The organism is Sphingomonas sp. LH128, assembly GCF_000293195.2.
Classification (GTDB): Bacteria; Pseudomonadota; Alphaproteobacteria; order Sphingomonadales; family Sphingomonadaceae; genus Novosphingobium; species Novosphingobium resinovorum_A.
Genome location: NZ_ALVC01000238.1, coordinates 1 through 5,499, shown reverse-complemented (window position 1 = coordinate 5,499; position 5,499 = coordinate 1). Strand labels below are relative to the sequence as shown.

The following is a 5,499-nucleotide window of genomic DNA, read 5'->3' as shown; positions in this document are numbered from 1 at the left end:
CCGCGACGGCGCCCGCGTCTTCCAACTGCTTGGCGGCGATCGGATCGTCGACGCAGTAGACCATCGGCAGGAAGCCTTCGTTCGCGAGGATTTCGGTGGCCTTCAGCGTCTCGCGCATGTCGGGGTAAAGCGTGCGTGCCTCGCCCAGCACTTCGAGTTTCACCAGATCCCAGCCGCCCGCCTCGCGCGCCAGGCGCAGGGTGCGGATGGCGTCGTCGGCGGTGAAGCAGCCTGCGGTATTGGGCAGGTACGTGATCTTCTTCGGGTCGATGAAGTCGGTCAGCATCGGCGCCTTGGGGTCCGACACGTTGACGCGGCGCACCGCGACGGTGACGATTTCCGCGCCCGAAGCCTCCACGGCGGCGGCGTTCTGCGCGAAGTCCTTGTACTTGCCCGTGCCCACGATCAGGCGCGAGGTGAAAGTACGACCGGCAACGGTCCAGGTATCAGCGGGGAAATCGGTCACGAAGCGCGTCCTTTCGGGGAAGCGTGAATCAGGAAAAGCGGGGGCAGGGCGGCCCGATCAGCCGCCGCCGACGAAGTGGACGATCTCCAGCACGTCGCCTTCGGAAAGCGTCACGTCTGCCAGCGTCGAGCGCGGCGCGATCTCGGCATTGTGTTCGACCGCGACCTTCTTCGGGTCGAGGCCGATCTGCGCGACGAGGTCGGCGATGCTGGAACCGGCGGCAATGCGGCGCGGTTCGCCATTCACGGTAAGCAGGATTTCGGCAGCCATGGCTGCCGAATAGCGCTCAACAGGCGCCGTGCAAGTTCCGAATGTGCGCGAAGGCGACGAGGCTGACGCCTGCGATCGTCAGCACGGTCTCCTCGATCCCGTGATCGACGAGGAGGGCGATGCCCATCAACGTCAGGCCCGAAGCACCGATCGCCAGCGGCGCGACCCGCCCGTGGCGCAGCACGCCGAAGCCGAGCGAAATGATGCCCACGACCAGAGCCATCGCCAGTCCGATGCGGTGGATACTGGGTGAAAGAAGCGCTTCACCGCCCAGGCCCAGCACGCCGACAAGCACGACGCCCAGGATGCAATGCACCGCGCACAGCCCGCTCAGGATGATTCCGGCACGGTCGAGGCGGTTACGAATCGCAAGAAGGGCAGTACGCATGGGCAGCCATCTATGTAACGTTGTATCATTCCGCAAGGGCCGGACGCAAAATTTTCACGCAGGACTCGTCGAAAACACGTGCCGTCGAACGCCCTCTTGCGCAAATGCCCGCAAAATCGCAGGAATCGCCCGCATGACGGAAGAAGCAGACGCATGAGAGTAAACGACGGTCGCCCGATCATCGGGACAAGTGACGATATCGCCCCGATGGTGCGCTGGCTCCTGAGTGTTGCGGTGCTGGTGGTGCTGATCGTCGCGGTCGGCGGGATCACCCGGCTGACCGAATCGGGCCTTTCCATCACTCAGTGGAAGCCGCTGACCGGCGCAATCCCGCCGCTTACCGACGCCCAGTGGCAGGCCGAGTTCGCCCGCTACAAGCAGATCCCGCAGTATCTCGACGTCAACGGCCCGGCAGGCATGACGCTGGCGCAGTACAAGTTCATCTACTTCTGGGAATGGTTCCACCGTCTTCTGGCGCGCACGATCGGCCTCGTCTTCGCGGTTCCGCTGGCATGGTTCTGGTACAAGCGCACCATTCCCGGCGGCTACAAGCCGCGCCTGCTGGCGCTGTTGGCGCTGGGCGGCCTGCAGGGCGTCGTCGGCTGGTGGATGGTCTCCTCCGGCCTCAGCGCCGAGGCGCTCGACCGGGTGAGTCACTTCCGCCTCGCCGCGCATCTGCTGGTGGCGCTGTTCACGTTGGGCGGCCTCGTCTGGACTGCGCTGGACCTCAAGGCGATGGAGCGGGGAGAGCAGCGCGCGCGGCTGACCCGCTTCGGCGCCCTGGCGCTGGGCATGCTGGCGCTGCAACTGTTCATGGGCGCGATGGTGGCGGGCCTGCGTGCCGGCTATGTCGCCGGCGCCGGCTGGTGGAGCTGGGACGCCTGGCCGCTGATGCAGGGCAGCGTCTTCCCCGAAGGCGTCGATTGGGCGCGCGGGTTCTTCTCTTCGCTGGTCAACGATCCCTACCTCACGCACTTCATTCACCGCTGGTGGGCCTGGGCAATCGTCGCGGTGCTCGTCGTCATGGGCCGCAGGCTCAAGGCGAAGCACGAGCGGCTGGTCTCGGTCGCGGTGCACTGTGCGTTCGGGACGCAGGTGCTGCTGGGCATCTTCACGGTGTGGTCCGGCGTGACCTTGTGGATCGCCGTGGCGCACCAGCTTTGCGGTGCGCTGCTGGTCGCCGCGACGGTGTGGGGCGCGCATGCGCTCGGACGTCGGGGGTAGGTTTCGGCCTGTCCATCGGCTACCCACTCCGTCCGGCTAGGCAGCAAGCTGCCAAGCCTCCCGGCCCTTCCTCCTTCGACAAGCTCAGGATGAGCGGGAGGGCGAAGCGGAAACCTCTCATTCCCCTCCCGCTCGCGGGAGGGGGCAGGGGTGGGCAACGTCCGGACACAAACCTCACGGTATTATTTTACCTCTCTGCAATCCCGCGCATTGCTTGACTTACGCAGTCATTTCGACGATTTGGCCGCCTTCCGCGCTATCAGGGGATTCGCTCCCGTGGCTGGCGCTCGAATTATAGGGAATGACCAGCCATGAAGGCGCTCACGAAGGTCACCCGGTCGATCAAGCCGGCCGAGGTGGAGAAGAAGTGGCATCTGATCGATGCCGAGAATCTGGTTGTAGGCCGTCTGGCCGTGATCATCGCCGACCTGCTGCGCGGCAAGCACAAGCCCAGCTTCACCCCTCACGTTGATTGCGGCGACCACGTCGTCATCATCAACGCGGAGAAGGTGCGCTTCACGGGCAACAAGCTCAAGCAGCAGACCTACTACAAGCACACCGGCTATGCCGGCGGCATCAAGGAAGTCACCGCGGACAAGGTCCTCGCCGGTCGCTTCCCCGAGCGCGTGCTTGAAAAGGCTGTCGAGCGCATGATTCCCCGTGGTCCGCTCGGCCGTGACCAGATGCGCGCCCTGCACGTCTACGCCGGCACCGAGCACCCGCACGGTGGCACCCAGCCCGAAGCGCTCGACGTCGCTTCGATGAACCGCAAGAACAAGGTGGGCGCATAATGTCCGACAACGAAACCGTGCAGAGCCTGTCCGACCTCGCGGACATCGCCGGCAACGTCACCGTCGGTGACGAGACCGTGGCAGCCGCTCCCGTCTCGAACGCTCCGCTGCGCGAGCAGCAGATCGACGCGCAGGGCCGCGCTTACGCCACCGGCCGCCGCAAGGACGCCGTTGCCCGCGTGTGGATCAAGCCCGGCTCGGGCAAGATCATCGTCAACGGCCGTGACCAGGAAGTCTACTTCGCACGTCCGACCCTGCGCCTTGTGATCAACCAGACCTTCCAGGTCGCTGGCCGCGAAGAGCAGTACGACGTCATCGCCACCGTCAAGGGTGGTGGTCTGTCGGGTCAGGCCGGCGCCGTGAAGCACGGCATCGCCCAGGCTCTCGCCAAGTACGAGCCGGCCCTGCGCTCGGCCGTCAAGGCAGCCGGCTTCCTCACCCGCGACAGCCGCGTGGTCGAGCGTAAGAAGTACGGCCGCGCCAAGGCACGCCGCAGCTTCCAGTTCTCGAAGCGTTAATCGCTTTCAGAGCTTCGGCTACAAAAAGGGGTCGCGGGAAACCGCGGCCCTTTTTCGTTATGCCCAATGTGGGATGCCGAGCGCAGACAAGGCGCCAAGACTTTGAATTTCCCGACTCGGCGTTGCGTTTTACGGCATCGGTCTGGTACGCGTTTCAGCCTGCTCGGCTGGAGTTGACCTGAGATGGAAACAACGGTTCCCTCGGAACTGCGCGACTTTCTGGCATCGCTGCCGATGGCGCTGGCTCTGGCATCTATCGAGGGGGATCATCCGCTTCTGTTCGTCAATGAGCGTTTCAGCGAACTGACCGGCTATTCCGGCGACGACGTGATCGGTCGCAACTGCCGCTTCCTGCAGGGCGATACACGGGATGGGCAAGCCCATACGAAGTTCCGCGCCTTCCTGCACAACGACGACACCATGTCGGCCAGGGCGCCGATCATCAATTTCCGGCAAGGCGGTTCGGCCTTCGTGAACCTGCTCTACCTGACACGGTTGCGGGCGGAGTCGGGCGAGACACGATATATCCTGGGCTCGCAGTTCGATGTGAGCCGAGTGGAGGTCGAGCGCTTGCAGGCGTACGACAGGGATCTGGCACGGGCGCTGACCGGCCTCGGCCCCCTGAGCGTGGGGTGCGGCATTGCCATCGATGATGCGCTTGCGGTCATCGGAGATTCGGTCAGCCTGATGACGCAGGCGCATTTGCGGCTGCTCGACCCTTCGTCCAGCCTGAATTGACTGGGTCAGGCCACAAGGCGCCGGTCGTACTCCACCCGGGCTTTCTCCACGTCTTGCATGTTGGCGATCGTCCAGCCGTACAGCGCCTTGAACGGAGTCTGCAACGAGCGGCCCAGCGGAGTGATCTCATACTCCACCCCGATGGGGGATGCGGCGATAACCCGTCGCTCCAGCAGGCCGTTGCGTTCCAGCCGCCGCAGGCACTGCGTAAGCGCCTTTTGAGTCACGCCTTCCAGATGACGCTTGATGCCGTTGAAGCGCATCGGTCCAGCGTCGAGCACCGTCAGCACCATCATCGACCACTTGTCGGCGATCTGGTCGAACAGCAGGCGGCTGGGGCAATCGACGGAGAAATGCTCGCATTCCGGCATCAAGGTATCCCTGGATATACTTGCGCACCATAAGGTGCCTCATTGACGTCAAGTATCCAATATATACCTAAGTGGCTCCCCCAGCAAACCGGAGTTCCTCCGCAATGACCGCAAGTGCCACCGACGTTCTGTTCAAGCCGTTCCGCATCGGCTCGCTGGACCTTCCCAACCGCATCGTCATGGCGCCGATGACCCGGGCCTTCGCCGCCGAGGGTATCCCCGGCGAAGCGCAGGCCGCTTATTACCGCCGCCGGGCCGAAGGTGGTGTCGGCCTGATCCTGTCCGAAGGCACGGTGATCGACCGCCCTGCCTCTCGCAACGATCCGGGGATCCCCTTCTTCCATGGCGAACCCGCGCTGGATGGATGGAAGCAGGTGATCGATGCCGTGCACGGTGCGGGCGGCCGCATGGGGCCGCAATTGTGGCACACCGGCGCGACCAAGAGCTTCATGACCGAATGGGTGCCCGATGCCCCCGTCGAGAGCCCCTCGGGCTATGATGCGCCCGATGTCCCGCGCGGCGAGGCGATGAGCGAGGAAGCCATCGCCGACAGCGTGGCCGCGTTCGCTCGTGCTGCGGCCGATGCAAAGCGGCTTGGCTTCGACGTGGTCGAACTGCACGGTGCGCATGGCTACCTCATCGACCAGTTCTTCTGGTCGGGCAGCAACCTGCGCACCGACCGCTACGGCGGCGCGACCATTCGCGAGCGTTCGCGCTTCGCGGCCGAAGTCGT

At 64.6% G+C, this 5,499-nt stretch carries 8 protein-coding genes and 1 pseudogene; 5 read left to right on the top strand and 4 right to left on the bottom strand.

Going from position 1 to position 5,499, the window contains the following annotated elements; all coding sequences use genetic code 11:
* From LH128_RS35060 to LH128_RS18800, 3 genes and pseudogenes are all read right to left on the bottom strand, one after another.
* Positions 1-466, bottom strand: a pseudogene (locus LH128_RS35060) (thiazole synthase); the annotation flags it as partial.
* Between the two features lie 57 nt (positions 467-523).
* Positions 524-736 carry a sulfur carrier protein ThiS gene (thiS, locus tag LH128_RS35055; RefSeq protein WP_008831265.1) on the bottom strand — a complete coding sequence of 71 codons (213 nt, stop codon included), beginning with the start codon at positions 734-736 and terminating at the stop codon, positions 524-526.
* Positions 737-752: 16 nt separating this feature from the next.
* Positions 753-1,124, bottom strand: coding sequence for a MerC domain-containing protein (locus tag LH128_RS18800; protein ID WP_008831264.1), 372 nt, complete (start codon positions 1,122-1,124; stop codon positions 753-755).
* Between the two features lie 153 nt (positions 1,125-1,277).
* On the opposite strand from LH128_RS18800, the gene LH128_RS18795 reads away from it, so the two are divergent.
* From LH128_RS18795 to LH128_RS18780, 4 genes are all read left to right on the top strand, one after another.
* Positions 1,278-2,348 carry a COX15/CtaA family protein gene (locus tag LH128_RS18795; protein ID WP_008831263.1) on the top strand — a complete coding sequence of 357 codons (1,071 nt, stop codon included), beginning with the start codon at positions 1,278-1,280 and terminating at the stop codon, positions 2,346-2,348.
* Positions 2,349-2,659: 311 nt separating this feature from the next.
* The gene (gene rplM, locus LH128_RS18790) at positions 2,660-3,139 is read left to right on the top strand and encodes a 50S ribosomal protein L13 (RefSeq protein ID WP_008831262.1); all 480 of its coding nucleotides are present in this window, start codon (positions 2,660-2,662) and stop codon (positions 3,137-3,139) included.
* A complete protein-coding gene (gene rpsI / locus LH128_RS18785; protein ID WP_008831261.1) occupies positions 3,139-3,657 on the top strand; it encodes a 30S ribosomal protein S9 in 519 nt (172 codons plus the stop codon). Before rplM ends, rpsI begins: the two co-directional genes overlap by 1 nt.
* A gap of 183 nt (positions 3,658-3,840) precedes the next feature.
* Positions 3,841-4,395, top strand: a complete 555-nt coding sequence (locus LH128_RS18780) for a PAS domain-containing protein (protein ID WP_008831260.1) — start codon at positions 3,841-3,843, stop codon at positions 4,393-4,395.
* 5 nt (positions 4,396-4,400) lie between these two features.
* Here LH128_RS18780 and LH128_RS18775 read toward each other — a convergent pair whose 3' ends face one another.
* On the bottom strand, positions 4,401-4,766 hold the full coding sequence (locus LH128_RS18775; protein WP_008831259.1) for a winged helix-turn-helix transcriptional regulator: 366 nt from the start codon (positions 4,764-4,766) through the stop codon (positions 4,401-4,403).
* A gap of 104 nt (positions 4,767-4,870) precedes the next feature.
* On the opposite strand from LH128_RS18775, the gene LH128_RS18770 reads away from it, so the two are divergent.
* Positions 4,871-5,499: oxidoreductase (locus LH128_RS18770; RefSeq protein ID WP_008831258.1), on the top strand; the 629-nt coding region annotated here is incomplete at its 3' end.

Coding starts and splice junctions, on each gene's coding strand:
- thiS (WP_008831265.1), bottom strand. CDS start 736: ATGGCTGCCGAAATCCTGCTTACCGTGAATGGCGAACCGCGCCGCATT.
- rplM (WP_008831262.1), top strand. CDS start 2,660: ATGAAGGCGCTCACGAAGGTCACCCGGTCGATCAAGCCGGCCGAGGTG.
- LH128_RS18775 (WP_008831259.1), bottom strand. CDS start 4,766: ATGCCGGAATGCGAGCATTTCTCCGTCGATTGCCCCAGCCGCCTGCTG.
- rpsI (WP_008831261.1), top strand. CDS start 3,139: ATGTCCGACAACGAAACCGTGCAGAGCCTGTCCGACCTCGCGGACATC.
- LH128_RS18780 (WP_008831260.1), top strand. CDS start 3,841: ATGGAAACAACGGTTCCCTCGGAACTGCGCGACTTTCTGGCATCGCTG.
- LH128_RS18800 (WP_008831264.1), bottom strand. CDS start 1,124: ATGCGTACTGCCCTTCTTGCGATTCGTAACCGCCTCGACCGTGCCGGA.
- LH128_RS18795 (WP_008831263.1), top strand. CDS start 1,278: ATGAGAGTAAACGACGGTCGCCCGATCATCGGGACAAGTGACGATATC.